Below are 24,141 nucleotides of genomic sequence, written 5' to 3'. Positions count from 1 at the left end.
AGAGCACATCACGAGGGCACGCGATGCATGATCGCGAACAGTCGGCACAGCCCGTTCAGACGTCCGCATCACAAGATCGTCGACAGAGCCAAGATTCGCGATGGCAAGGTAGCCAACCGTCCGATCTATGTAGCTATGGCCGTCACCGTCGAGGGCACCCGCGACATCCTCGGGATCTGGGCCGGCGACGGCGGCGAGGGCGCCAAGCACTGGCTCCAGGTCTTCACCGAGCTGGAGAACCGCGGTGTCGAGGATGTCCTCATGCTCGTCTGTGACGGGTTGAAGGGGTTGTCGGATGCGGTCGAGACGGTCTGGCCCCGAACGGTCGTTCAGACGTGCATCGTTCACTTGATTCGCAACAGCATCCGCTACTGCGCTCGTCAGGACTGGGACAAGGTCGCCAAGGATCTCAGGCCCGTCTACACCGCGCCGAGCGAGGCCGCCGCGACCGAGCGGTTCCTGGAGTTCTCCGAGAAGTGGGGCAGCAAGTATCCGGCCGTGGTCAAGCTGTGGTCCGACGCCTGGGCCGAGATGGTGCCCTTCCTCTCCTTCGACGTCGAGATTCGCAAGGTCATCTGCTCGACGAATGCGATTGAAAGCGTGAACGCCCGCATCCGCAAGGCTGTTCGGGCCCGCGGTCACTTCCCCTCGGAAGCCGCCGCGTTGAAGTGCGTCTACATGGCGCTGATGAGCCTGGACCCGACCGGCAAGGGACGACGCCGCTGGACGATGCGCTGGAAGGCACCACTGAACGCGTTCCAGATCGCCTTCGAAGGCCGACTCACCCCGACCAGCCACTGACCCTCAGCAACCAAGATCAGCCGTTGATTGGACAGACCCCCTGCAGAGACCAGCTATCCGTCACGTTGTCCGTTCCAGGTTCTGCAGCTCCGCCTGGTGCCTGGTCTTCTCCATACTGGCCGGGTCCACCCGGTGCGGCGGTGCTGCCGCCTGGTGCGCGGCGAGCGCGCGGCGGTAGCCGTCCGAGGCGGTCTCCCGGGTGCGCACCAGCCCGGCCACCACAGTCGTAGGCACCGGATCAGAGTCGGCCGGCTCAGGCTCAGGCACCGACCCGGGCGCGAGAATCCGTAGGGCGCGCACGACTGTGCGGTCGGCCGACGCGTTGGCGGCCGCGATGACGCGGGCCTGCTCCAGGCGCGTCTTCGTCGCCCAAGCCGCCGACTCCGGGCGCACGGTGAGTCGGCCTGAGTCGGCGTCGTACTCGACGGCGGTGACGTGTCCGGCGAGCTCGGGGGCGATGGCCTCCCAGTGTTCCCTCAGTGTCGCGCCAGCGGCCGGGAGCTCCCAGGCCCGCTCGGTGATCAGGGCGCCGATCGCGGCGCCGAGCCCCATCGGCTCGCGCCCGCCACGCCGGACCACCCGGGTCGTGCGTGGCTTCGGCTGGGCTGTGCGCCCGCCGCCGTTCTTCTGCGCCGCCAGTTTGGCAGCGCGTAGTGCTATGCGGGCCAGGTCGACGCCCTGAGCTGCGGGGTCTCGGTCATCACGCCACCTCCCCGGCCAGCTGCTGGACGCGGTGGACACCGCAGACGCTGCGGGACGGCAGGGGCTTGCGGTCGCACGGCACGGTTGCGTCCCGGCCCGAGCAGTGCTGCCCGGCCGGTGCGGCGGCGGCGCCCAGTGCAGCGGCTTCCTCGCGGCAGAGCTTGCACAGGCCGTCCTCGACGGCGCGGCCGATGACGATGATCCGGGCGCCGCAGTCCGCGCATGATCCGCGCGGCGGGCCCTCCGGCTTGCGCGGCGCCGGGACCGTGGCCGGGTTGCGGATCGCGTCGTCCAGCATGCAGTCGGCGCAGTGTCCGGCCGGGCCGGGGCGGGTGCCGTGTTCGGGGCACAGGCCCTGGGCGATGCGCTGCACGCGCTGCCGGGCGGCGGCCTTGTCCTGGACGACCTCCGCGCAGATCTCGCACGCAGCGCCGGTCCGCCAGATCACCCCGGCCTCGCAGTCCTGCAAGCCGCAGCCCCACCCGGGCAGAGCCACCCCCAACAGCCAGCGGCCCGGGTCCCGGATGTCGGAGAGCATCACCTTGGCCAGCCGGGCGGTCAGCCGGTGCTGAAGCCGCTCCGGGTCGGTGCCCTCGCGCAGTTGGCGGCCCACCTCCCGGGCCACCTTCCGCGCCACGAAGTCGTTCACCTGCTCCAGCAGCACGTGGACCGGCTCCAGCACGGCGTAGATCTGCGCGTTCATCGCCAGACGCGGGCCGTCGTACGACCGGATCCCGGCCCTGTTCCGGCTGCTGCGGTTCTTCGGCTTCGAGGGGGAGGGCTGATTGTGTCCACCCGCGCGAAGCGCGAGAGCAGCGTCGCCCGCAGCAGCCGCAGCGTCACCACCGGCCGGGTTTTCCACAGGCCCAGCCGCCTTACCCACCTGTACCTCGCCTACGGCGGGTGACAAGAGCGCGCGCCCGTCATCAGGTGAGTCAGTCATAGGTACTTCCCTACTCGCGAGGGATCCCTCACCAACCGGGGAACCCGATCCCTCACCAACTTGGGAACTGCCCGACCCCACGGAAGCACTGTCCACAACCGCCTCGGCCGCCTCAGCAGCAGCGCCGAAGCCGTCGACGGGGACGTCCGTGCGGGCCTCCGGAGCGAGATCGTGCGCGATGTACACGTTCCGGCCCCGCGCCCCCGCACGCCGCTGCACCGTCATCCAGCGCGCCGCCTCAACCTCGTCCACGACCGCCGACGCCGCCGTCACCGACAACGCCGCGCCAGCCTTCTTGCCCGAGTGGTGCCGCAGACACGACGCGAGCTCCGCCTCCGTCAACGCGATCCCCCGCGCCTGCGCATACGCCACCAGCGCGTACACCCGAAGCTGCCGGGGCGTGAGGTCCTCCGCGGCCGCTACCGGCAGCCATACGAACGCCTCCTCCCGCGACATCGGCCGCACCGTGCGCACGGCCGACTCCCCCTTCCCGCCTGGCAGCGTCCGGCGCTTCGAATGCAGCTCCACCACGTCGTCCGGGCCCGGACGACGCAGCTGCGCCATCCCCCGCTCCACCGACGCCGCCGACAACCCCAGATACGAGCCGATCGTCTCCGTCCGCGCCTGGCAGCCCTCCGGCCGCGACGCCAGCGCCTTCACCTTCACGTACACCGACAGAGCCACGTCCTGGTAGTACGGCGACCACACCAGACGCATCGGCACACGCACCCGCTGCCGACGAACCAGACCCGCCGGCGCAGCCACCGACTCCACCACAGCACTCACCGGCCCACCGCCCCGCCAGGAGCGGCGGACACCGCAAGAGCCGAACATCCCAACATCGTCTGTGTCGCCATCGGGCCGGTGTACACGCCAAAGCGGACACCTCCCTCAGCAGGCAGAACGCGCGCTTCGTGATCCATCTGCCGAAGATGCATGAGGCGGCTTGTGGACAGAGCCCGCTCAACCCCGATCACCCCCCGCGCTCCCGCACGACGGGCAGAAATCTTGGAAACCGTCCCGCCACACGGGACGACGTCCTCGCGGACGCCTCCGTCGACGGAGTTGTTGATGATCTCCGTGAGCGGGTGCATGAGCGGGGCGGCCGACACCGCGACCGAGCCCTTCAGGGCCGCTCCGAAACCGCCGCTCTTGTAGCTTCCTACCGGAAGACCCTCTTCCTGCACGAACCGGAAAAGGAGGGATGAACCGTACGCCGATCCCGTCACACGGGAAGACCGCCACGCCTGAACCGGGGTGAATCGGACAGGGTCGAGCTGACAGGGGGACACCACTTCGGGCACTATGAGAAGCGACCTGCTCTCCATATAGCTGGACCGACCGAGCCCCTCGGGGCTGGACCACCGGCCAGATGTGCGGATGGGTTGGGATCGCCCCCTTCGTGAGAAGCGGGCGGATACCGATCGGGCGGGGGGAGATTTCTCCTCTCTTCTCGGTGGTGGTGAACCGCAGAGCCCCTGCCAGGGCTCCGCGGTTCGTGGGTAGGGCGCCGGTCTTGTCAAGGACCGGGGTCTTGCTGAAGGGCACCGGCCGTTGTCAGCGACCGGGGTCTTGCTTTGGGCGCCCTTGTCAAAGGGGCAACCGACCCGCTTGTCAGGCGGGGTTTTGCAGTGGAAATGCAGTGGCTCGATGAGCCGAGGCTCAGGACTGGCGCCAACCGGTACTGAGCAGCCGAACTGAGGTGTCACGCCCCAGTCGGTACGAAGGGCCGCGCTGGCCGAAGCGGATTGTCAGTCCGCAAGGTGGCCGCGCGGCCGGTGGCGGCTACGTCACCCCGACCCCCTCATCCCGAAGGCGGAGTCGGCCTGCCCAGAAGCAGGTACGAGATCAGTCCTCATCTGGTGCCTCCTCGGCGGCTGTCGGGTACTTCTCCGCCAGCCGGCGAAGGAAGTGCGCGTACTTCAGCCGATTGCCGCGGTGGGGCTTGGTGAGGCCGGCTTCCCAGCGTGCGACGGCGACGCGCTTGACGCCGATGGCGTCGGCGACCTCCGCCTGGGTGAGACCAGCCGTGACCCGCAGATGCTGCCGAACGCGCGGGGAGGGCAGCGTGTCGTCATCCACCAGAGCATCAACTCGACGCAATGCATCCGACATGGCAGCCTCCATCGTAGAGAACAGAGCCTGAAAAGATACACGAAGTGATCTCGGGAACGGTACGCCGTTCGTAGCGGCGACATGGAAACTTCCGCAGGTACGGGTCAGCAAGGTCACTCCTCCCGCCCGTACAACGACCACTGGCTGGTCCTGGCACCGAGATGTTCCGGCGGCTGCGCTCGCGCCGGATCGACGGCACTGACCTGGACCATCCGCTCGGGACAGCCCAGGCAAGGGGCCTCAAAGACAGCGATGTACCGGTTGTCGTATGACACCCCCTCGCAGATCAGAACTGGCGTGCCGAGCCCTGCGTGCGCGCACAGCTCTGGGTCCATCACCTCCCAGCCGTGCTGGCCGGGGTGCCCCTGAAAGAGGCCGCACGGATAGGTGCTGACCTCGTCAGGCGGGCCGGAGTCAACCGAACACATGGCCAGCGGCACCAACTCATGCTGGCCCGCATCCCACCGCAGCCACCAGTGATCGCCCTCGAAGAGGGACATCACCTCGCTGTGGTGCAGGACGCCGTCATGACCACTCGACAACTCGCACCACTGCACCAACGCGAAGTCATCGACCCCGGAGTCGGCGTACCGCGGGTCCACGCGTTGGAGAAGCTGGGCTTGCTCCGCGGTGAGTTCCGTCTTGCCTGCGCAGTGAACGAACCGCTCAGCCATCACCAACCCCTCCCGATATCGCTCCACGCACCGGGCTGACACACCTCGTGGACGCCGGCATGCCACGCCTCGGTAGGGTCCAACTCATGCCGCTTGCGCTCTTCGACCTGGACAACACCCTCGTCGATCGCCAGAGCGCGCTCAGCGACGCCATCACCACGCTGTGCCGCACACACGGATTCAAGGCCGCCATCGAACAACAGCTGCGCACCGACCTGGCCGATCGCGCGACAGCTGGCCACTTCACCCGGCTGCGGGCAACCTTCGCGTTGGATGTGCCGGCCACGCAGCTGTGGCAGGAGTACGTCAACCTCATGGCTGCCGCCGTTGCCTGCCGTGCCGAGGTCCTTGAAGGCCTTGCCCGTCTGCGCGAAGCCACATGGACTATCGGCGTCATCACCAACGGGCCCAGCGACATCCAGCGCGCCAAACTTGCCGCGACCGGCCTCAAGGCCCTGGTCGACGGCGTCGCGGTCTCCGGCGACCTGGAGATCCGCAAGCCAGACCTGCGCCTCTTCCAGCTCGCCGCCTCCCGCTGCGGCGCGAACCTCGCGGATGGCGGCTGGATGGTCGGCGACAACCCGGCCGGGGACATCGGCGGCGGCCACCAGGCCGGCCTGCGCACCATCTGGCTGCGCGGACGCCCCTGGCCTGACGCACTTCCTGCTGCGCACCACGTCGTCGACGACATCACCGACGCCATCACCATCCTGCTCAACGAGACGGAGTAGCACCGTGGACCAGCCGATCGTCGGCATCCTCCACCCCGGAAGCATGGGCGCCGCCGTCGCCGCATGCGCCGCAGCGAACGCGTCCGAGGTCCTGTGGTGTGAGGCCGGGCGCAGCGCCGCCTCCGCAGCGCGCGCCGCGGAGTTCGGCCTGACACCGGTGGCAAGGCTGGCAGAGCTGTTGGACCGCAGCGACATCGTCATCAGCCTCTGCCCGCCGGCCGTCGCCGAGGACCTAGCCCACGACGTTGCCGAGCACGGCTTCACCGGGGTGTACGTAGAGGCGAACGCCATCAGCCCCGAACGAACGAAGAGGATCGCCACTCTGCTCGAACCGGACGCGGCCGTCGTGGACGGTGGAGTCGTGGGATCCCCGCCAGTGCGCGGCAAGACTCCGGTGCTGTATCTGTCCGGCCCGGCCGACGCGACCGCGCGGATCGAAGCGCTATTCGTGGGCACTGCGGTGCAGACAGAGGTGCTGGGCACAGAGGTCGGCAAGGCGTCCGCGCTGAAGCTGGCGTACGCCAGCTTCCAGAAGACGAGTCGGGTGCTCGTGGCGCTCGCGGTCGGCATGGCCCGCGAGCATGGCGTCGACCAGGAGCTCCTCGAGGTCGCCTCCCGCCGTACCGACTCGTACCTCGCGGAACCGGAGTACGTGGTCAAGACCGCAGCCCGCGCCTGGCGCTGGGGCCCGGAGCTGGAGGAGGCCGCCGACACCCTCGCGGCCGCTGGCCTTCCACCGGAGATGCTGCGCGCGGCCGCGTCCACGCTGGCACGGTGGAACGACGCTAAGGACGACGGCAATCTCACGCTCACCGACGCCCTGGACCGACTCGCCCAGCCGTAGCCCCTCATGCCGTCGCCGCTCCCGCCCGCTGCGCCAGCAGCTGGTCGATGAGCCGCGCCGCGTCCTGCGGCGCCGACACCGTGGTGTCCACGGTCAGGTCCCAAACCATGCCCGGGTGCGCGTCCAGGTCCGCGTGGGTCGTGTCCCACGCCGCCAGGCGCGCCGCGGTGTCGCTGTCGCCGCGCCCGGCCGACCGCTGCTCGGTCACCTCGCGCGGACACCACAGCAGCACCACCGACCAATCGGCCGGGTAGCCGTCGACCAGGGCTCGGATGCCGTCGACCTGCCCGAGGTGCACTACGGGCACCCCGGCCGCGAACGCCGCGTCGACGCCGGGCCGGTCGATCGCGTAGGTGTTGCCGTACCGCGCGTTCGCGTAAACGACGTCGCCTGCGGCCTCCAGCTCGCGCAGCTGCTCCGCCGTGCCCATCCGGTAGCCGGCCGACTTGCCCGACCCGACCTTGAGCCGCGCGAACTGGGCGTACTTGGAGTCCAGTTCGCTGAGCGCGGTGGTGATGGTGTCCTTGCCCGAGGCCGGCGGCCCGTAGAGGATCACGCCCTGCTTCTCCGTCATGCGTACATCGCCCCCATCGCCTGGCGTGCCTGGTCCGCGAGCGTGACCGCGGTGCCCAGTCGGTTGTCCACGACCAGGTGCGGCACCGCCGGGCGAAGGTCAAGGTCGATCGTGGCCATGTACTCGTCCCACCGCTGGAGCTTCCACGCGTCCCGGGCCGCGGAGCGGAATCCGATGTACTCGCGCATCGACTCTTCGTCGCAGCGCACCCACACAGGGAAGACGTCGACACCCATCGAGCCCGCGCGGTTGGCCAGGCGCTGCATCCAGTCCGGGTCGGTCATCTCCGCGATGAACGGGGCGGTCAGCACGGTGGAGATACCGCACTTGATGTTGGCCATGGCCGACTGCATGAGGCAGTCGTACTCCACCGGCCGGACCTTCTCGTGGTAGAGGTCGGTGTGCCTGTCGTTCGCGTCGCCGCCCAGCGCGACCAGGAGGCGCTCCACGAGCGGACGGGTGAGCGGGTCCTTGTCGAGCAGCGGCCAGCCGGTGAGCTGGACGAAGAAGCGGGCGAGCTCGGTCTTCCCGCTGCCAGCGAAGCCGCCGACCAGGATGAGCACGGGACGATGGGGGTCGCCGCCCGTGTGCCGGCGCTTCCACGCGTCGATGATCCGCTGCTGCAAGTCGAAGTGGTCGGCCTCGTCCGAGCCCGGCGTGATGCGGTGAATCGCGCGCTCAACAGCCAGAACATGCGAGCCGTTGAGGCGGTCGGTCATCGGCGTGATCTTGAAGGACGTCTCCTCCCCCGGCAGCGCGGCACGGAAACCAAGGTCCGGCTCGGTCGCGCGGTACAGCAGGCAATAGGCACGCCGGTAGTGCGGGCCGGGGTAGACCTCGCCCTGCTCGTGCTGCCACAAGGTCTGCGGATTCGCTGCGGGGATGCCCTTGAGCCTGGCTTGCTCGGCAACCGCCCGGAGACGCTCGCCCGCCTTCTCCAAGGTCAGGCCGTGAGCCTCCCGCTGCTCGCGCAGCCGGTCCGGCCTCCACCCTGCTCGCTGCTTCCCCACCCTCTGCCCCTCCGTCATCGTCATGGCCGCGAGCCTAGAGCTCAGGCTCCAAATCCCATGTGTATGTGGATGTTGAAAACCCGTGAATGAGAGTGCGCACAGGCTTCGACAAGCCGCTGTGATGTTCCGTCTTGCTCAGCGCGAGTGTGATGGCCCCCACAAGACGAACAGTCATGAGGGGGCACAGTGCACAAGCCGAGGCGTTCATCAGGGGCAGCTCATTCGCTTGCCGCGCGCCGGGCCTGGAGGACATATGCGTACGCGGCTCCCAAGGCCCCGTACTGCGCGCTGCCTTCAGTGACGAGCGCTGCGTCGGCTGCGTCAGCCGCACTCCTGAGCTGGCGAGCGACGGCTTCCGGCATAGCTGGCGCCTCCGCGAACTCCTGTAGTCGCGTGACTACTGTGTCCAGCGCTGCCTCCCTGGACACGCCGACGGGTCCCTCGGGGCTCACCAAGGCGGGGATCCAGCCGCTGGTGGCGTCCAGCGCGCTGCGGAGCTCTTCCATCAGCTCTTCGCTGGTCAGGCGCTCTTCGGCGTTCATATGGGGCTCAATCTCCAGGAGCTCGGAAGGAGGGTGGCTGGCGGTGCCCTGCCGGGGACAGGGCACCGACGTGCGCCGTGCAGTCTCAGGCGAGCGGTACGGAGAACCTCAGCGTCCAGCCCTTCGCCAGCACGTGCTGGGTCACCTCGACCACCCGTCCATCGGCCGTGCGGCCGACATGGTTGATGGTCAGCACGTCCGAACCCTCCGTCAGTCCGAGACGCGCAGCCTCGTCCGCGGTGGCGGGGCGCAGCGCGATGTCCTCAGTAGCAGCGTCGCCCTGGTCGAAGCCAGCCTCCTTCATGCGGCTGATGATGCCGCCGACGCCCGTGTCCACCTGCTCAATCCCGGCGGCCTCAGCCACATCGACCGGGATGTACGTGGTGGCGAGCTGAACCAGGCGGTCGCCGTCGAACATCTCGCGGGCGCGCACGACAACCTCGCCGTCGACGCCCAGCAGCTCGGCAACGTCGGCCGGGGCGGCCGCGCGGCTGACGGAGACCTCGGAACGAGGTGCCCGTCCGGTGCGGTGCAGTTCAGCGTCGAACGCGCCGTGCGCACCGTTCTCCTCACGCTGAACGGTGGTGTACCGGGTGCGGGCGTCGCGCACGATCGTGCCGGTCTCGCTGATCTGGTTGCTGGCCATGTTGTGCAAGCTCCTAGCTCTTGTGGTCAATGGGTATTCGGTCTTCCCCGGCTCTGCGAGGAGCGGGACGGGGGGTCCTTCAGGTCACCCGGGTTCCGGGCTGTCGATGGGCCACTCATACGCGAGCAACCACTTGGATCGCGGCAGGACGTGCAGGCAGACCTCCACCACACGGGCTTCCGATGTCAGGCCCTTGTGGGTGATCTCCAGGACGGACTGGTCGGCGGGGATCCCGAGTGCGTTGGCCTCGTCCAAGGACGGTGCCCTGACCTCGACTTCCTCGCGAAGGCGAACCTGCTTGAAGCCCGCTTCGGCCAGCCTGGACTTGCTGCCTCCTGCGCCTGTCTTGTGCTCTGCAAGCACAGGGCAGGCGTCGACGACCTCGGGCGGGAACCAGCTTGTCGCGACCTGGATGACCTCGGCTGCGTCCTCGTTGTCGGGCAGGCACGCGGACATGATCCGCGCGCGCTTCAAGGTCTTGGCGCGGTGGTGCATGCCGAAGATCTCAGCCACCTTCTTCGGCGGCACGTCACGGTCGATGACCACCTGGTTCTTGAGGTTGAGGCCCCGCGCCTTCAGCTCTGCTTCGAAGGCTCCAGCGGCGCCGCCAGCCTCGCGAACCGCGGCCAGGTAGCGCGTGGTCCGGTCGGAGAGGAGCTTCCCGACCACCAGCGAGACGAAGGTGCCCTTCCCGCGGCGCGAGAACACAAGGCCTTCGCCCTCCAGCAGCCCGTAGACATCACGGGCGGTCTGGTAGGCGATGCCGTGATCCTTCTGGAGCTGGGGGACGCCAGGCAGGCGGGACCCCGGCGCCAGCGCACCGCGCTCGATCTTGTCCCGGATGTCGGCGGCGATCCGCTCAACCTTCCCGGGCTCCTTCTTGGGCACCAGTTGCCTGTCCTTCCCCTTCGTGGCCGGCCAGCTGATCTCACTGCCCGACGCGCACAGCATGACATGTCTAGTTGTCTCCCGAAAGTCGCGGCGCGCGATACAAGTTTTATTGCTCATAAAAGTGCAGCTCAAGGCCTATGTGACACATCGGTTAGCTAGACAGGTTGACACTCGCCTGAAAGCGACGCTGTAATCGAGGTGCTCCAGCGGCGGTGAGTAGCCGAACGCAAGGAGTAGCCATCCCGTCATGCCATGGCGCTACTTGGCATGCCTGAACGCTCCGAGCCCGCCCCACTGAAGGGAGCAACACCCCATGAACACCACCAGCCGCCCCACCGCTGGCCTCGCCACCGAGACCTTCGACGCGGAGACGCTCGCGCTCCTGGAGGCAGTGGAGGTGCCGCTCCCCGACTTCGCCGGCATCGACCTGGACGTCGCCTTCGGCACGCCGCTGGAGATGTACGACCTGGTGACCACGCACGAGCTGGCCCGATGGGACGCCGCGTCTGGGGTGAAGAAGGGCAAGACCAAGGCCCGCGACGAGGTCACCGCGGAGTACGGCGCGCGGCGGGAGGCGGCGCGGGACATCCTCGCGGCCGACCCGTCGATCACCGAGCTGGTCCGCGAGCGCCTGGTGGATGTGCTCCTCCCCTACGCCGCGCAGCTGCGCATCACGCGGCCGGCCGTCGCGGCACCCCTGCAGATCGCGGCCTGACCCCAGTCACCTTCGGCTCTGACGGCTCCCATCGTCGCCACCTCGAGTGGCGGCGGTCGAAGCGGCCAGATTCACCGACCGCCTAGCACCCGGAGAAGGTCATTTGCGACTGGCGTCGCGGCCGGACCGGGGAGTGACCGTTCCTTGAAATCAGAAGACGCTACGCCGGGTGACGACTGCCGCCCCTGACCAGGCAACTGGCCGGGTGTTGCGCGTAAGGGTGACCGGACTCCAGTCCTTGTGGGGCTGTCGGATGCGTCAGAAGGGCACGACCGGAGCCAGAATCCCGGTCACCGTGAACGGCGGTGCGAGGCGGGGAAGTGAGAGCGACCCTTCTTCGTGCCACGGAGTGGCAGCAAGGCAGACCCCGGTCTGTTTCGGCTGTCGCGTGGGCCGAGCGATCACCCTCCCCCGGAGAACCTTGCGGCGGTAGCGCGATGACAGCCCCCAGCCGGTATACGGAACATCGCACGACCCGGCGGGTGAGCCAGTGGTCGCGGGCACTCCACCTCCCGGTCGAAAGGTGGTCAGTGCGGAAGGCAGAAGGCCGCGCACCGCAACACCCCATGCACTTCGCAGCCCCGCGCTGCCCAGTCGCCCGCCGCCCGGCCTCCGGGCCGTTCGGTGGGCGGTGGAGAGCGCGGTGGACACCGGCTCTACCAACCGCGACAGCCCCAGGGATGAGGCCCCCGGGGCTGTCCAGGACCTGGATGGAGGCCCTGATGCAGATCAGCATCGCACGGAACAACGGCGACTCCGATACGGACATGGACGAGGCCCTGCGCCGCGTCCGGCAGGGGAAGTGACCATCGTGGACTGGCGCCACCAGGCTTCGTGCCGCGACGAGGACCCCGAGCTGTTCTTCCCCATCGGCACCACCGGCCCGGCGCTCCTGCAGATCGAGGAGGCCAAGGCCGTCTGCAGCAACCGCTGCCCGGTCATCGAGCAGTGCCTGACCTGGGCGCTGGAGTCCGGCCAGGACGACGGCGTGTGGGGCGGACTGTCCGAGGACGAGCGGCGGGCGATGAAGCGCCGCGCCGCCCGCAACCGGGCCCGGCAGGCGGTGTCGGCATGACGGACACCGACCACAAGCGCCTGGAGGACGACCTCCGCCGGACCAACGAGCAGCACGACTTCGGCCGTCGCGCTCATGGCTGAGCGTCCCGCCCCGTAGGACGCAAACCCAACTCAACTCCCGTTCCACGCTGTTCGGCCAGGTCGGCCGCCCGCACCACGGGCGGCCGACCTTTCGCATCCCCGGATCCGGGCATGGACCCGGGTCGACGTCCTGCAGCCAGGAGACACCATGCGCACCATCCGCCGCGACGGTTGGACCGCCGCCGACTACGACTCCGAGCAGATCCTGAACGAGCTCGGGCACCGCGACGCCGCCGCCCGGGTGACGCGGGCCCGCCGCCGGCACCCGGTCCGCCGGGCCTGGCGCACGCTGCGAACCCGGCTGCACCGTCGGGCCCCGGAGACGACCACGTGCATCGACTGGGACGCCGCCCGGGCGGCCGCCGACGCCGTCAATCGCGGCGACGGCGACGCGGCCGACCGCATCATCCAGGCCACCACCGACCCGCACACGACCGCGTTCGCGGCGTTCCGCTTCATCGACGTCCACTGACCGCACCTCACCGGCCACCGCCAGCACGCCGCCGCGCTGCCCGCTCAGTGCGGCTGACCCACCCACCCCGTACAACCGCCGCCCCGGCCTTCGGGGCGGCGCCCGATCTGGAAGGAGGCGGCGTGGCCGCCACTCGAACCCGGAACAAGAGGGCCACCGCCCGCACCAAGAAGCCGGCCACGACGGTCGCGCAGCCCGCCGCCTCCACCCTGCCCGCCCCGGCCCCGGTCCCGGCCCCGACCCCCGAGACGGAGACGGTCTCGGAGACGTCGCCGGTGGTGGAGATGGACGGCGAGGTGCTGGTCGGGGTCGCGGACGCCCGGGACCGGGCCGCCGACATCATCGACACCGCCCGCGAGCAGGCCCTCGTCTTGCAGACGCAGGCTGAGGAGCAGGCAGCGCGCACCGTCGCCGAGACCCACGAGCAGGCCACCGTCCTGCTGGACGACGCGCGCATGCGCGCCGAGGCCGTCACCGCCGGCGCCCAGGAGGAGGTCACCGCCCAGCGGGCGGCAGCCACCACGGAGGCCAAGACGGTGCGCGAGGAGGCGCAGAAGCTGCGCGGCGAGGCCGACCGGCTCCTGGCCGAGGCACGGAGCCGCGCCGACCAGCTTCTCGCCCAGGCGCGTTCGCAGGTCGCGGAGCTGACCGAGCTGGCCGCCGCCGACCACCAGGCCACCGCGTCCGCGGTCGCCGAGCTGCGGCGCCTGGCGGAGGCCGACCTCACCGAGATCGGCGCCCTGGTCGAGGCCCGCCGCACCGAGGCCGGGCAGATCCTCGCCCGCGCCCGCGAGGAGGCCGACAACCTGTTCGCCGCCGCTCAGAAGGAGGTCGAGCAGGCCCGCGAGCGCCACGCCCAGCTCGCCAAGGCCGCCGCCGAGCAGTACGACGCCCGGCGCACCGAGGCGGAGACGCTGTACGCGGACGCGGTCGAGGCCGCCGCCGAGCGGCGCCGCGAGGCCGACGCCCACGTCGCCGCCGCCCACACCGAGGCGGAGAAGGCCCGCGCCGAACTGCGCGCCGAACTGCGCCAGCTCGGTGAGAAGTTCGACACCGAGGCCGCCGCCAAGCGCCAGGCCCTGGCCGAGGAGCTCGCCGGACTGAAGACGGCGTGCGACCAGCAGCGCGAGAAGTTGCGGACCGAGGCCACGTCGGTCGCCCAGGAGCTGCGCGCGGCCGCTCAGAAGGAGGCCGAGCGCATCACCGCCGAGGCCGAGCGCAAGGCCAAGGGCATCACCGATCGGGCGCAGGCCGACGAGGCCCGCGCCCGCCGGCTGTTGAACGAGGCCCGCGAGGCCAAGCAGGCCGCCGCCCGGTGGCGCGGCTGGCGGCAGAACCTCGGCGGCAAGCTGTGGAAGGCGGCGCCGTGGGTCGCGCTGGCCGCCGGCGTCGGGCTCGCCGCCTCCGGCGAGTACGAACTCGCCCGCATGGTCGGGATCAACGAGTACGTCGCCCCGCTCCTGCCAGTGTCGATCGACGTCTACTGCGTCACCGCGTTCCGCACCAAGAAGGACATCGTTCCGGCGCTGCTGCTGATGGCGTCGGCCAACGTCGTCTTCCACCTCTCTGACCAGGCGAAGCTCGTACCCGAGGGCGGGTCGGCGCCGTGGCAGCTCACCACCTTCGTCGTCCTGATCTTCGTGGCCGTCATCTGGCGCGTCCACACCCTCATGCACACCGACGGGACGGACGGCCACGGCGGGACGAACGCGCCGTCCGGTACGGCCGCCGGAACGCCGGTCCGTACCGGCCTGGACGGCGGAAACGGAACGCCCGCCCGTACAGGTACGCACCGCCGGACGGACGGTACGGACAGCGCGACGTCCGGCCGTACGCAGCCCGCTCACAACGACCTGTACGCCGCGAACAGCGGCGGACGAGCGGACGGTACGGGTCCCGGACACGACGGTACGGACCCGGCACACGCCCCCTCCCACGCCGCGCACCACGGCGGGGCCGAAGGTGCGCTGACCAGGCCGTACAGCGACCGTACATACGGTGTACACACCACCCCGGACGGGGCGGCGCGTACAGGTACGGCGACCCCGGCCCGTACCGGTACGGCACACGCGGCCGTACAGGGACGCACGGGCACGGTCAGCGTCCGTACACAGCCCGGCCGCCAGGGCGTACAGGGTGGCCGTACCGGTACGGCGACCGTCTCCTCCCGTGCAACCGGAACCAGCGGTACGGGTCGTACAGGCGGTACGGACCGGCCCGGCACGCCCGCCCGGACGGACGAAGAACTCCTCCCGCTCGTACAGGAGCTCCCGCGCGACGAGGACGGCTACGTGACCTTGTACCGGGTCCGTACCGACCTCTCTGTCAACCAGCCCCGCGCGGTCCGGCTGCTGAAGGAGGCCGGCCTGCTGCGGCCCGAGGACGCCGACAAGTACCTCACCTGATCCCCGTCCGGCACACACCAAGGAGGGCCAGCCCGCGGGATTCGGGCTGGCCCTCCTCGCGACTGCCGGAAGCAGCCACCCGTCCAGTACAGCACGTTTCCCCAGATCAGAACCCGCTTCCGGCACGCCTGGGCGGGCTCGAACCACACCGAGAAGGAGTCAGCAGCCCATGTCCGGAATCGACTGGGACAAGGAGTTCAGCCTCATGGACCCCCAGACCCCCCCGACGCCCCCGACTCCGGACAAGCCGGAGAAGCCCGCCACCTCGCGTCTGTCCGCCGCTGTCGGCGGGATGCGCCGCAACACCGCCGCGCTCGCCGTGTGCGGCACGATCGCCGTCGTCGCCGTGTGCGGCACGGTCGTCGCCGTCACCAGCATGCAGGGCGAGCAGGCTGCCCAGGAGCGCGTGAGCGCCAAGGAGAAGGCCGCGAACGCCCTGGTGGAGGCGGAGGCCGACAAGCAGCGGGCGCAGACCGAGGAGGCCGCGGCCAAGGTCACCTACGAGCGGGAGATGACCGTCTACCGCGAGTGCATGAAGTCCCGCGCGGCGGCGGTCGCCAAGGCGGCCTCGTACGACGTCGCCAGGATCCCCACCTGCGACGCGCCGACCCTCGGCGGTGCGGCGTCCAAGGCCCAGGAATCCGGCGGTTCCGGCTCCGGTGCCGGCGGCATCACCTCCAGCCCGTGGCTGTGGGTGGCGCTCGTCGGCGGCGGCGGACTCATCGCCTACAAGAAGCTCTCCGCGTCCTCCGGTTCGGGCGCGGTAACCCCCGTGAACGACAAGGGATTCACCTTCGAGAAGGGTGCGTGACATGACACTTCAGTTCTTCGCCCTTGCCCTGTTCTGCTGGGCCGTGTTCTTCACCTTCAAGAAGACGAAGGGGAAGCAGATGGTGATCTGCATCATGCTGATCGTCTCCGGGATCTTCCTGCCGTACACGCCGTTCAGCGAGCAGATCCGGACCACGCTGGAGTCGGTGTTCAACACGGCGAACACGACCGTGAACAACATCAGCTCGTCGTCACGCTGAGTCAGCTAGTGCGGTTACCGGTTACCGGTTACAGCCCCCAGGACACCCCCGGAACCGCCCGCCGGACGGCGCGAACCGGTGTCCCAGGGGCCTGTAACCGGTAACCGGTAACCGTCCGCAACCACACAGAGTCACAGAAGGGAGGGCCGTGGAACTCCTCGTACTCCTCGCCATCAGCTACCTGTTCGGCGTGGAAAAAACGCACGGGAAATACGAACAGGCGGGAATCAAGAAACCCCCCGCTAAACCGAAAGAGAAATGGAGTCCGACCCGGGCTCCGGAAACATTTCGAAACACGCCGTACAACTTAGCTGCGAAAACGCATTACGGGCTTCTGGCGGGTGCCCATATCGCCGGTGGCCTGCGCGACGGCTGGCGCTCTGCCTACCTCAAAAAGCCGAGCGGGAAGCCTTCCGTTTCCACTTCTGCCGGGCCCACTCCCGGGCCCTCCGCGACCACCGTGCCGCCCAAGCCCACCGCACCCCCGACTACCCCGCCGACCACACCGACGGCGCCCCCGCCTCCGGGCACCCCGCCCCCGACGACCCCGCCGACAACACCTCCGCCGCCGTCCGCACCCCCACCGCCGACGGCTCCCCCGCCGCCGACGGCTCCCCTGCCGCCGACGACCCCGCCGACGACGGTGCCGCCGGGGTCCGCAGTCCCCCCGGCGGGCACGGTCCCGCCGCCCCGCACTGTCCCGCTGCCCGAGCACATCAGGAAGGACCCCGCGATGCAGCCCAACCCGCCCGTACCGCACTCCGCGACCGTCGATGACAAGGGCGTCCACGTCACGACCGCCGCGGGCAAGTCCCGCACCTACAGCGGCGGCGAGGTCATGACCCTCACCCAGGTCATCGACCTCGCGGAGGGATCGGCCACCCTGTGCCAGTCCAGCACCGAGACCTGCCTGGACCTCATGGACGAGGCCGTGGAGCTGGCCACGGACTGCGACACGCTCATCGCCGAGATCACCGCGAAGGGCGTCGGCGCGAACCTGATCGGCAAGTGCGAGGTGCTCAAGGAGCAGCTTGACCTCCAGGCCGCCGCCGCCAAGGACCTCCACGACAAGATCCAGGGCGGTGAGGAGGCGTGCCGCACCGCCTCCGCGAACGCGGAACTGCGGCACGGCGGCATCTTTCGGGCCGTCGCCGACTCCCCCCTGACCAAGCCCGCCGAACGCGACTTCTACAACGCCCGATAAGGAGGCCCCGCATGAGCGCCACCGAGACCCTGAAGGACGCCGCGACCTACGCGGCCCTGCGCACCAAGCTGGCCTGGCTCACGCACAAGGTCCACGCGCACGCCCAGACCGTCACCACGCTCGCCTCCGACGTCGACGACGCCGCCGAGCAGATGCTGGACGCCGCCGAGACGATGAAGGCGCTGGCCGTCGACGACGCGACCACCAGCGAGTTCGCCGACGCCGCGCTGACCATGACCGGCGTCAAGGACGCGGCCGGCGCCTACACCTCCGCCGCCGACAGCGCCTCCGCGGCCGCCGACGACGCGAAGACGACCACCGAGAACGACCACGGCGGCATCGCCGACGCCGTGGCCACCTCCCCCGTCGACATGGCCGAAGCCGCCTTCTACACCCAGAGTTAAGGAGAACGAAGGATCATGGGGCCGACCCGCGCACAGTTCATCCAGTACGCGCCCGCCGCGCTCGCGGTGGTGCCTCTCGTGGCCGGCCCCTGGTCCGCCCTCGCCGCCGCGGCGGCCGGAGCCGGGGCGTGGGCCGTCAACGTCTCCACCCCGGTACTGCGGTCTTTGATCGGGTGCGGGTTCACGGCCACCGGGTGCGGCATCGCCGCGCACGAGGTCCTGGCCGCGGGCGGGAACCCGCTGATCGCCCTCGCGCTCGCGGTCCCGGCCGGGGCCGCTGCCCTGGCCCACCGCCGCAACATCGTCGGCCACACCGCCGCCCTCGTACCCGCGACCACGACCACGGGCGCGGGTACGGCGGGTGGGCTGACGTCGCAGGCACAGCTCATCACCGCCTGGTGGAAGGAGTTCATCTCCGGCCCCACCCAGACCGAGGACCGCAAGCTCATCCAGCCCGGGGCCAACCTGGAGCACCTCGCCCTCGAGGCCGACGACGACCACGTGACGTTCACCGGGATCATCACCCTGCCCCAGGGGCAACAGGTGCGGGTGCGGGCCACCGACATCGCCGCCGTCTACCAGATCCCCGTCTCCCAGGTCGAGCTGGGCGACCCCAAGCACTACGCGCCGAACGCCCTGCCCGTCACCGTGCACCTGAAGGTCCCGGCGGCGCAGCCGCAGATCGCGGCCGGCACCCCGACGACGCCCGAGGAGATCTGGGCGGCGTACGTGGCCGCGCAGGAAGGCGCGATGCCCGGCACCACCCTGACCGTCACCCGCTACGACGGGCCGCTGGACTGGGAGGGGATCGCCACCCGTGACCGCAGGGCGATCGGCACCGTCAACCTCCAGGACCTCGCAGGCAATTTGGACCTGGAGACGATCCAGATCGCCCTCGCCCCCGGCGACAAGCCCTCGCAGATGGGGATCCGGGTGATGAAGGAGCACGCGCTGATGCACGGCACGATGCTCTCCTCGGTCGTGGACGAGCTGTCGATGGACTCCCGCGGCTACGTCCGCGCCGGCACCTACGTCGACGGCCGGGCTGCTCTCCTGCCGCTGGCGCAGCCCGGCTCCGGCGCCCGCCACCTCTACCTCGTCGGCGGGTCCAGGTCGGGCAAGTCCGGGCTGCTGGAGCAGATCCTGCTCTCCGCCCACCGCTCCGGTATCGCGGTGATCCTCGCCTCCCCGCAGGCCGGGACCATCGCCGGCGCCTCGCTCTCGGCCTACCTCGGGGACGGCCTGGACGAGGCGATGGGCGCGCTGCGCCTGGCCTACGCGATGATGCTCGACCGCGAGGCCCGCTACCGCTCCCCCGCTTTTCCCTTCACCGACCCGCTGGTCCTGGTCGTCATCGACGAGGCGCACATGCTGCTGTCAGCCTCCTCCCCGTACCACCTGGAGGCGAAGGCGATCGTGGAGCAGCTGACCCGACGCTCCCTCAAGAGGGGCATCGGCGTCGTCCTGGCCACCCAGACCCCGCTGGCCGAAGACCTCGGCAACTCCACCGTCATCCGCTCCCAGCTCCTCGTCGGCGGCGGCGCGGTGTTCCTGCGCTGCGCCAAGGGCCAGGGCTCCCTGGTCGGCGCCAACGCGGTCGAGGGCGCGGAGGGCATCGACCTGTCGATGATCCCCACGCAGTGGCCCGGCCAGTACGCCAAGGTCGCCGACCGGGACATGAGCGGCCTGGCCACCGAGGCCGCCGCCGCCCCCGAGGACGGCACCTTCGGCCTCGGCTACCTCCTCACCCCCGGCTCGCAGGCCGTCCAGTTCCGCTCCCTGCACCTGGACGTGCAGCCCGTCTCCCTCGCCGGAGGCGAGCCGCCGGTCGGGATCGAGGACTGCGACGCCTGGCGCGAGCGCGACGCGATCACCCAGATCCAGATGGTAGACAAGCGCGGCAAGAACCTGATCGGCAGCCTCGCCGACCTCCTCGCCGCAGCGCAGGGCACCCCCTCCTCGCAGGAGGCGCCCCACCACAACCCCAGCACCCCCTACACAACCGCCGGACCTGCCGGGCCTGGCGGAGCCCCGGGGGCGCCCGAAGGACAGGAGCTGATCAAGCCGCGCATCCTCGAGCTCCTGCAGGAGCAGTCCATCCCGATGACCGCCGAAACCATCGCCCGCAAGCTCGAGACACCCGCCAAGCGCATCAAGCCGCGCCTGTCCGAACTGAAGAAGCAGAACAAGGTCACCAACGAGAACGGCCTGTGGAGGGCAGCTTGACATCCTCCCCGCCCTAAAGGACGGGGATTCCCGCCTGGCTGCCGGTGGTGACCGGCTGGGCCTTCGGGTGGGTTCCCCGTTCAACGGGCCGTGCCTGGCGTGGGATTTCCACCCCAGGACTGACCGGCCCTCCAGGGGCGTTTAGCCTCTCCGCCTGCCCGGCGGCGAGGATCACACGCGACGCGTTGAGGTCACGATCATGCTCAGTACCGCAGCTCGCGCACCGCCAGGTGCGCACGTGCAGCGGCTTCTTCCCGTCCACGACCCAGCACACCGAACACGTCTGAGAAGAGGGCAGCCAGCGCGAGACGACACCGACGTGTCGGCCGTGCCGGGCGGCTTTCTGCTCCAGCGCGCGGCGGAACATGCTCCACGCGGCATCGTGGACGGACTTGGCCATGCGGGTGCGCAAAAGGCCGGAGACCGCCAGGTCTTCGAGGTAGACCGCTTGGTTCTCGCGGATTAGCCTCGAAGCCTGCTGGTGGCACCAGTCCTTACGCGCGTCGGCCACCCGTGCGTGAGCGCGGGCGACTCTGATGCGGGCCTTGGCCCGGTTCTTCGATCCCTTCGCTTTCCGGCTCAGCGTCTGCTGCGCCCGCCTCAGCTTCCGCTCGGCGCGGCGCAGGAAGCGGGGGTTGTCGATCACTTGGCCGTTGGAGAGCACGGCGTAGTGCGTCAGCCCCAGGTCGATGCCAACCCTCGGCGTCCACCGGGGCCAGGGGTTCGGGGTCGACGTCCACGACGAAGCTGGCGAAGTACCGGCCCGACGGATCCTTGGCCACGGTCACCGACGACGGGGCGGAGGGAAGCGGCCGGGACCAGCGGACCCGGATGTCCCCGATCTTCGCCAGGTTCAGCCGGCCGTTCTCGCGGAGCCGGAACCCGTTCTTCGAAAAGCGGACGGCCTGACGGTTGTCCTTCTTCGACTTGAACACCGGCAGCCCCACACGACGACCCCGGCGCTTCCCGGACACCGACGCGAAGAAGTTCGTGTACGCGGTATCCAGATCGCGGAGGGAGGACTGCAAGGCGTCGACGGACACCTCGGCGAGCCATGCCCGCTCGGGTGTCTTCTTCGCCGCCGTGATCACGCGCCGGGCCAGCTCACCCGTGGGGACCTTCGACCGGTCCACCTTCCACGCCGCCCTACGGACGGCCAGCGCATCGTTGTAGACCACCCGGGCGCAGCCGAACGTACAGGCCAGCGCGATGCGCTGACTGGGCGTCGGCTCGATCCGGAAGGAGTACCTCAGATGCATGTGATCAACGTACCGGCCGCCACCGACAACGCCGCTCCGCCCAGGGGGCGAACCGGCTTTCCCTGCCGCTCTACGCGGGGGCTTCGTTTCCTCCCCCGGCTAAAGCCGCAGGTATCCACGAAGGAGTTCTGATGAACACCCACACCAACAGCAGTACCGACTTCGCCCCCGTCGACCGGGAGCTGTACGAGAAGGCGTTCCAGCTCCTCGACCCCACCCCGGAACCCGCCGCCGCGGCTCCCGCGCAGGCTCCCGTCAACCGCCCCGCCGCTGCGCCGGTGCGCCGGACCGGCCCGGTGGAGAAGACCCTCACCGACGCGCTCGCCTTCCTCGACACCCACGGCTGGGCCAAGTACACCCTCGTCCACCCCGAAGGGGCCCGCTGCTCCATCGGCGCCCTGCGCGCCGCGGCCGGTGCCCGCAACGCCGCCTACTGCGACGCCGGGAATCTCCTCCTGGACGAGGCCCGCCGCCAGCACGGCAACCAGTGGACGTCGATCCCCTCCTGGAACGACTCCCACACCGGAGCGCAGGTGCGTAGCGTGTGGGAGGCCGCCATCCGGCGCGCCCGCCACATGAACATCTGACCCCGGGGAGCTGCCCGTGTCGTTCTCGTTCACCAACCCCGAGTCGAACCGCGACGACGGCCGGTCGTTCTCGTTCACCGGCCCGCAGCCGGGAAGCGACGACGGCCGCTCGTTCTCGTTCACCGGCTCGGACCCGGCCGACATCGACAGGCAGCTCCAGGCGATCAGCGACATGGCCCACGAGATCCTCCGCGCCGTCGCAGAGGTCCGCAGTCAGATCAACACCTGACCGCACCCTCCGCCCAGAACGCGGAGGCACCAACAGCCAGCTCGGCCTCGCGCCCCGCCCGGACCCCTTCCGGGCGGGGCGTCGCTGTTCCCTGCCCTCACCCACCCATCCCTCGGGAGACCGACCAACGTGCGCCGATACCGCTACCGCTGCACCGTCTGCCGCACCACCAGCCCCGTCGTGACCGAGATCGAGGCCCTGGCCGCCGTAGGCGAGGCTCACCGCCAGACCCTCCACGGCGGGCACTTCCCCGACGACGAAATGGCCGGCCAGATAGACCGCCTCGGCCGCTGGTACGCCGCCCTGCCCCCGCTGGCCGCGCTCCACGCCCGCATCGCGGACGCGCTCAGCGACCTGCGCGACATCAAGACCGTGGGTCACTACTGGTGGGCCAGCGCCGGCGCCACCCTCCTGATCGCGGGGGCGGCCGCCCTCGCCTTCCTTCTCGTCGCCTACGCCCTCTGACCCGGCTCCGACCGCCCCGCCTGGCCACCGGCACCGGCCGCCCCTACTTCGGAGGCAGCCGGTCCCGGTGACCGGACAGGCCGACCGGCCACCACCTTCACCTCACCCCCGTCGACGGCCCCTCCGTCGCCGGGGCGCAGCACTGCCCGCCCTCACACCCGCTGGAGGACAACCCGTGCTCATACCCCGTCCGCGCCGCCGGATCGGGCGCCCGCGTCCGCAGCGCCCCAGCCTCCGTTACCCGCAGCGCCCCACCCGGCTCCCTGGCCGCCCCTGGAGCAGGTGATGGCCGACCAGGACGAGGACCTGGTCGACGTCGACCCGTACGACCCCGGCGACGGCTCCTTACCGGTCTTCCGGTGGAAGCAGGCCGGGCGCGCCAACCTCGCGACCCGCCGCCAGCTGCGGGAGATGGGACTGCGCCCCGGCGGCCACGAGCCCGTCGCCCGGATCGAATGCCGCGGCGGGAAGCGGTGGGCGTGGCTGTACCGGATCGACCTGGCGACGCCGAAGCTCCCGATGACCCTCGCGAAGGAAGCCGCGCTCGACAAGGCCATGGCAGCTCGCCAGACATGCGGCACCTGCCGCCGGCGCTATTTCCACTGCCTTCCCCTGAAGACCTTGGGCTCGTGCCTGGAGTGCTTCGACGGCACGCCCGCCGACCCCGCCTCCTACATCGCTCCCCCGGCCAAGCACCTGCTTGCCGCCTGATCCGAGAGGACACCAGCCCAGCATGACCGATCGCCTACGCGCCATCGAAGGCCTCGCCCTGGTCGCCGCCCTGACCGCCGTCTTCGACGGGGTACACGGACTCGGGGACCAGTTCGTCCAGAATTCGCACGACGCTTCGACCAAGGGCATGCACGGCTCTCACCTGGTCTACAAGAACGACGGCTCCCCGGTGGAGGAGAACCCCTGGCGGCACGGCAAGGAAGGCCGCACCTGCACCGCCAGCGCGTACGGCAGGCGCTCGGCGAGCCGACACGTCGCCAGCTACTCCGCCGTGCAGCTCGCCTCCACCCTCGCCGTCACGCGCACCCTGGGCTACCGCGTTCCCGCGGCCGCGCTCCTGACCGGCGCCGCGATCAACGCACTCACCCACGGCATCATCGACCGGCGCGACCCGCTTCTCTGGCTCGCCGAGAAAGCTGGCAAGGCCGGGTACATCAAGCACGCCACCGTCGTACGCAAGGCCGGCGGCGAGGCCACCGAGTACCCCAAGGCCGTGCAGGACGTCTCCGGTCCCGGGACGGCGCTGATGGAGCTGGACCAGGCGGCGCACCGAGCGATCGGCGTGTTCGCAGCCCTCGTCACCACCTGGATCACTCTGCGCAAGGGCGACCGCCGGTGACTCCCGCGTGCGGCTGGGACCGGACCGTCTTCCCCAAGCGCTGACCGGACGCTCTCCGTACGGCCCCGATCGCCGCACCGCCCCGAGCGGGCGACGGCGGGGCCGTGCGGTGTCCGTCCGGTCAGCCGAGACCGGACGACCGGCCCTCCCCTGGAGGTCACC

29 protein-coding genes and 1 pseudogene are annotated in these 24,141 nt (G+C 70.1%); 19 read left to right on the top strand and 11 right to left on the bottom strand.

The window, feature by feature from the left end:
* Positions 1-801, top strand: an 801-nt coding sequence (locus ACZ7HQ_RS40765) for an IS256 family transposase (protein ID WP_471001371.1), incomplete at its 5' end; no start/stop codon positions are given.
* Between the two features lie 60 nt (positions 802-861).
* Here ACZ7HQ_RS40765 and ACZ7HQ_RS40760 read toward each other — a convergent pair.
* Positions 862-1,353, bottom strand: a complete 492-nt coding sequence (locus ACZ7HQ_RS40760; protein WP_471001368.1) for a DciA family protein — start codon at positions 1,351-1,353, stop codon at positions 862-864.
* A 148-nt stretch (positions 1,354-1,501) separates the two neighbouring features.
* On the bottom strand, positions 1,502-2,206 hold the full coding sequence (locus ACZ7HQ_RS40755) for a hypothetical protein (RefSeq protein ID WP_471001365.1): 705 nt from the start codon (positions 2,204-2,206) through the stop codon (positions 1,502-1,504).
* A 418-nt stretch (positions 2,207-2,624) separates the two neighbouring features.
* Between ACZ7HQ_RS40755 and ACZ7HQ_RS40750 the strand changes: the two genes are divergently transcribed.
* Positions 2,625-3,140 carry a hypothetical protein gene (locus ACZ7HQ_RS40750; protein ID WP_471001363.1) on the top strand — a complete coding sequence of 172 codons (516 nt, stop codon included), beginning with the start codon at positions 2,625-2,627 and terminating at the stop codon, positions 3,138-3,140.
* 1,154 nt (positions 3,141-4,294) lie between these two features.
* On the opposite strand, the gene ACZ7HQ_RS40745 is transcribed toward ACZ7HQ_RS40750, so the two are convergent.
* Together ACZ7HQ_RS40745 and ACZ7HQ_RS40740 are read right to left on the bottom strand one after the other, a co-directional pair.
* Entirely contained in the window at positions 4,295-4,573 is a 279-nt protein-coding gene (locus ACZ7HQ_RS40745) for a helix-turn-helix domain-containing protein (protein WP_471001360.1), read from the bottom strand.
* Between the two features lie 101 nt (positions 4,574-4,674).
* Complete coding sequence (locus ACZ7HQ_RS40740) at positions 4,675-5,235, bottom strand: hypothetical protein (RefSeq protein WP_471001357.1); 561 nt, start codon at positions 5,233-5,235, stop codon at positions 4,675-4,677.
* A gap of 86 nt (positions 5,236-5,321) precedes the next feature.
* On the opposite strand from ACZ7HQ_RS40740, the gene ACZ7HQ_RS40735 reads away from it, so the two are divergent.
* Positions 5,322-5,966 (top strand): HAD family hydrolase, encoded by a 645-nt coding sequence (locus tag ACZ7HQ_RS40735; RefSeq protein ID WP_471001354.1) that lies wholly within the window; start codon positions 5,322-5,324, stop codon positions 5,964-5,966.
* Positions 5,967-5,970: 4 nt separating this feature from the next.
* The gene (locus ACZ7HQ_RS40730) at positions 5,971-6,810 is read left to right on the top strand and encodes a DUF1932 domain-containing protein (RefSeq protein WP_471001351.1); all 840 of its coding nucleotides are present in this window, start codon (positions 5,971-5,973) and stop codon (positions 6,808-6,810) included.
* A gap of 4 nt (positions 6,811-6,814) precedes the next feature.
* Here the strand turns inward: ACZ7HQ_RS40730 and ACZ7HQ_RS40725 are convergent, their stop codons facing one another.
* The 5 genes from ACZ7HQ_RS40725 to ACZ7HQ_RS40705 all read right to left on the bottom strand — a co-directional run bounded on the left by ACZ7HQ_RS40725 (position 6,815) and on the right by ACZ7HQ_RS40705 (position 10,470).
* The gene (locus tag ACZ7HQ_RS40725; protein ID WP_471001348.1) at positions 6,815-7,384 is read right to left on the bottom strand and encodes a phosphotransferase-like protein; all 570 of its coding nucleotides are present in this window, start codon (positions 7,382-7,384) and stop codon (positions 6,815-6,817) included.
* A complete protein-coding gene (locus ACZ7HQ_RS40720; protein WP_471001345.1) occupies positions 7,381-8,418 on the bottom strand; it encodes an AAA family ATPase in 1,038 nt (345 codons plus the stop codon). Before ACZ7HQ_RS40720 ends, ACZ7HQ_RS40725 begins: the two co-directional genes overlap by 4 nt.
* A 194-nt stretch (positions 8,419-8,612) precedes the next feature.
* Entirely contained in the window at positions 8,613-8,936 is a 324-nt protein-coding gene (locus tag ACZ7HQ_RS40715; protein ID WP_471001342.1) for a hypothetical protein, read from the bottom strand.
* Positions 8,937-9,021: 85 nt separating this feature from the next.
* A complete protein-coding gene (locus ACZ7HQ_RS40710) occupies positions 9,022-9,582 on the bottom strand; it encodes a UTRA domain-containing protein (RefSeq protein ID WP_471001339.1) in 561 nt (186 codons plus the stop codon).
* Between the two features lie 84 nt (positions 9,583-9,666).
* Entirely contained in the window at positions 9,667-10,470 is an 804-nt protein-coding gene (locus ACZ7HQ_RS40705) for a GntR family transcriptional regulator (protein ID WP_471001336.1), read from the bottom strand.
* Between the two features lie 316 nt (positions 10,471-10,786).
* On the opposite strand from ACZ7HQ_RS40705, the gene ACZ7HQ_RS40700 reads away from it, so the two are divergent.
* The 10 genes from ACZ7HQ_RS40700 (at position 10,787) to ACZ7HQ_RS40655 (ending at position 20,088) form a co-directional block, all read left to right on the top strand.
* Entirely contained in the window at positions 10,787-11,188 is a 402-nt protein-coding gene (locus ACZ7HQ_RS40700; RefSeq protein ID WP_471001332.1) for a hypothetical protein, read from the top strand.
* Between the two features lie 680 nt (positions 11,189-11,868).
* Positions 11,869-11,994 carry a hypothetical protein gene (locus ACZ7HQ_RS40695; protein ID WP_470642048.1) on the top strand — a complete coding sequence of 42 codons (126 nt, stop codon included), beginning with the start codon at positions 11,869-11,871 and terminating at the stop codon, positions 11,992-11,994.
* Between the two features lie 5 nt (positions 11,995-11,999).
* Positions 12,000-12,263 carry a WhiB family transcriptional regulator gene (locus ACZ7HQ_RS40690; RefSeq protein ID WP_471001380.1) on the top strand — a complete coding sequence of 88 codons (264 nt, stop codon included), beginning with the start codon at positions 12,000-12,002 and terminating at the stop codon, positions 12,261-12,263.
* A 231-nt stretch (positions 12,264-12,494) separates the two neighbouring features.
* Positions 12,495-12,818: a hypothetical protein gene (locus tag ACZ7HQ_RS40685; RefSeq protein WP_471001329.1), complete on the top strand. Its 324-nt coding sequence runs from the start codon at positions 12,495-12,497 to the stop codon at positions 12,816-12,818.
* 122 nt (positions 12,819-12,940) lie between these two features.
* Positions 12,941-15,223 carry a hypothetical protein gene (locus ACZ7HQ_RS40680; RefSeq protein ID WP_471001326.1) on the top strand — a complete coding sequence of 761 codons (2,283 nt, stop codon included), beginning with the start codon at positions 12,941-12,943 and terminating at the stop codon, positions 15,221-15,223.
* Between the two features lie 169 nt (positions 15,224-15,392).
* Positions 15,393-16,034: a hypothetical protein gene (locus tag ACZ7HQ_RS40675; protein ID WP_471001323.1), complete on the top strand. Its 642-nt coding sequence runs from the start codon at positions 15,393-15,395 to the stop codon at positions 16,032-16,034.
* Between the two features lies 1 nt (position 16,035).
* Positions 16,036-16,254, top strand: coding sequence for a hypothetical protein (locus ACZ7HQ_RS40670; RefSeq protein ID WP_234491171.1), 219 nt, complete (start codon positions 16,036-16,038; stop codon positions 16,252-16,254).
* 733 nt (positions 16,255-16,987) lie between these two features.
* Positions 16,988-17,458, top strand: a complete 471-nt coding sequence (locus tag ACZ7HQ_RS40665; RefSeq protein WP_471001320.1) for a hypothetical protein — start codon at positions 16,988-16,990, stop codon at positions 17,456-17,458.
* Positions 17,459-17,469: 11 nt separating this feature from the next.
* Positions 17,470-17,862, top strand: a complete 393-nt coding sequence (locus ACZ7HQ_RS40660; protein ID WP_471001317.1) for a hypothetical protein — start codon at positions 17,470-17,472, stop codon at positions 17,860-17,862.
* 15 nt (positions 17,863-17,877) lie between these two features.
* Positions 17,878-20,088 (top strand): hypothetical protein, encoded by a 2,211-nt coding sequence (locus ACZ7HQ_RS40655; RefSeq protein WP_471001314.1) that lies wholly within the window; start codon positions 17,878-17,880, stop codon positions 20,086-20,088.
* Positions 20,089-20,101: 13 nt separating this feature from the next.
* Here ACZ7HQ_RS40655 and ACZ7HQ_RS40650 read toward each other — a convergent pair whose 3' ends face one another.
* Positions 20,102-20,767 (bottom strand): RNA-guided endonuclease InsQ/TnpB family protein, encoded by a 666-nt coding sequence (locus tag ACZ7HQ_RS40650; protein WP_471001377.1) that lies wholly within the window; start codon positions 20,765-20,767, stop codon positions 20,102-20,104.
* 94 nt (positions 20,768-20,861) lie between these two features.
* A pseudogene (locus tag ACZ7HQ_RS40645) lies at positions 20,862-21,347 on the bottom strand (RNA-guided endonuclease InsQ/TnpB family protein); the annotation flags it as partial.
* 131 nt (positions 21,348-21,478) lie between these two features.
* Between ACZ7HQ_RS40645 and ACZ7HQ_RS40640 the strand changes: the two are divergent.
* From ACZ7HQ_RS40640 to ACZ7HQ_RS40620, 5 genes are all read left to right on the top strand, one after another.
* On the top strand, positions 21,479-21,934 hold the full coding sequence (locus ACZ7HQ_RS40640; RefSeq protein WP_471001312.1) for a DUF6197 family protein: 456 nt from the start codon (positions 21,479-21,481) through the stop codon (positions 21,932-21,934).
* Positions 21,935-21,950: 16 nt separating this feature from the next.
* Positions 21,951-22,163, top strand: coding sequence for a hypothetical protein (locus ACZ7HQ_RS40635; protein WP_471001309.1), 213 nt, complete (start codon positions 21,951-21,953; stop codon positions 22,161-22,163).
* 129 nt (positions 22,164-22,292) lie between these two features.
* The gene (locus ACZ7HQ_RS40630; protein ID WP_471001306.1) at positions 22,293-22,628 is read left to right on the top strand and encodes a hypothetical protein; all 336 of its coding nucleotides are present in this window, start codon (positions 22,293-22,295) and stop codon (positions 22,626-22,628) included.
* A 285-nt stretch (positions 22,629-22,913) separates the two neighbouring features.
* A complete protein-coding gene (locus ACZ7HQ_RS40625; RefSeq protein WP_471001303.1) occupies positions 22,914-23,339 on the top strand; it encodes an RRQRL motif-containing zinc-binding protein in 426 nt (141 codons plus the stop codon).
* A 22-nt stretch (positions 23,340-23,361) separates the two neighbouring features.
* A complete protein-coding gene (locus ACZ7HQ_RS40620) occupies positions 23,362-23,979 on the top strand; it encodes a hypothetical protein (RefSeq protein WP_471001300.1) in 618 nt (205 codons plus the stop codon).
* Positions 23,980-24,141 lie beyond the last annotated feature (162 nt).

It is taken from the genome of Streptomyces sp. NPDC037290 (assembly GCF_055603245.1).
The sequence above is the reverse complement of the archived record's forward strand: the minus strand, read 5'-3'. Positions and strand labels throughout refer to the sequence as shown.